Below are 1507 nucleotides of genomic sequence, written 5' to 3'. Positions count from 1 at the left end.
CCTACGCCAAGGGCGCCTCCGCCCTGCGCCAACTGGTCGCCTGGCTCGGCGAGAAGGACTTCCTGGCCGGCATCAACGTCCACTTCGAGCGGCACCGGTTCGGCAACGCCACCCTCGCCGACTTCATCGACTCCCTGGCCTCCGCCACCGAGCGCGACGTACCCGCCTGGGCCGACGCCTGGCTGCGCACCACCGGCGTCGACAAGCTCACCCCCCGCCTCACCACCACCGACGGCCAGCGCGTCCTGACCATCGAGCAGGAGGGCAGCCGCCCGCACCGCGTCACCGCCGGCCTCTACGACCACGACCTCACCGAGGAGGGCCGCCTGACCCTGCGCGAACGCGTCGGCCTCGACGTTCCGCAGACCGCGCCCCAGCCGCTCGGCAAGCGGCCCGCGCTGCTCCTCCTCAACGACGGCGACCTCACCTACGCCAAGGTCCGCTTCGACCCCGAGTCCTTCGAGACCCTGCGCACCAGCCTCTCCGGCCTGCCCGACCCGCTCACCCGCGCCGTCGTCTGGAACGCCCTGCGCGACGCGGTCCGCGACGGCGAACTACCGCCCACCGCCTACCTGGAGACCGCCCGCGCCCACCTGCCGCTGGAGACCGACCTCGCCCTCGTCGAGGGCGTCCTGGCCTTCGCCGGCACCCACGTCGCCGACCGCTACCTCACCCCCGAGGAGCGGCCCGCGGCCCTCGCCACCCTCCGCTCCCTCTGCCGCGACCTGCTGCGCCGCACCGAGGACGGCGACAACCCCGGCCTGCGCCTGGTCGCCGTACGGCACTTCATCGACGTCGCCGCGCAGCCCGACACCATCGCCGCCTGGCTCGCCGACGGCACCGTACCCGGCGGCCCCGAACTCGACCCCGAGCTGCGCTGGCGCATCCTCGGCCGGCTCGCCGTGCTCGGCGCCACCGACGAGGCCGCCATCGCCGCCGAACTGGAGCGCGACCCCTCCGCCAACGGCCAGGAGGGCGCCGCCCGCTGCCGCGCCGCGCTGCCCGACCCCGAGGCCAAGCGGCGGGCCTGGGAGGCGATGTTCGCCACCGACGACCTCTCCAACTACCTGTTCAAGGCCACCGCCCAGGGCTTCTGGCAGCCCGAACAGGCCGACCTCGTCCAGGAGTACGTACCCCGCTACTACGACGACGCGGTCGCCGTGTCCGCCCGGCGCGGGCCCGCCATCGCCACCGCCGCCGGTGCCTGGGCCTTCCCGCACCACGCCGTCGACCCCGAGAACCTCGCGCTGGGGAAGGCGTGCCTGCGCGACGCCGACCCGGTGCCCGCGCTGCGGCGCAGGCTCGGCGACGAACTCGACGACCTGGCACGGGCGTTGAGGGTGCGCGGGGAGTAGCCTCTCGACGCCGGGCGGCGTGGCTCAGGACCCCCGCAGCCACTCCGCCCGGCGCAGCGCGCCCTCCGGCGCCTCAAGGGCGAAGCCGAGCCGCCCCAGGAAGCGCTCACCCGCCTTCCACCCGGCCGGCACCGTCGCCGTGACACGGGACG

General features: G+C 75.2%; 1 protein-coding gene. It reads left to right on the top strand.

What is annotated here, in order from left to right; all coding sequences use genetic code 11:
- A partial coding sequence (locus CCN33_RS30325; protein ID WP_208621996.1) for an ERAP1-like C-terminal domain-containing protein occupies window positions 1–1355 on the top strand: 1355 nt, incomplete at its 5' end.
- Between the last annotated feature and the right edge of the window lie 152 nt (window positions 1356–1507).

This window comes from Streptomyces recifensis (assembly GCF_002154615.1).
GTDB lineage: Bacteria > Actinomycetota > Actinomycetes > Streptomycetales > Streptomycetaceae > Streptomyces > Streptomyces griseoluteus.
Note: the sequence above shows the minus strand (reverse complement) of the source record. Positions and strands in the feature narration are given on the sequence as shown.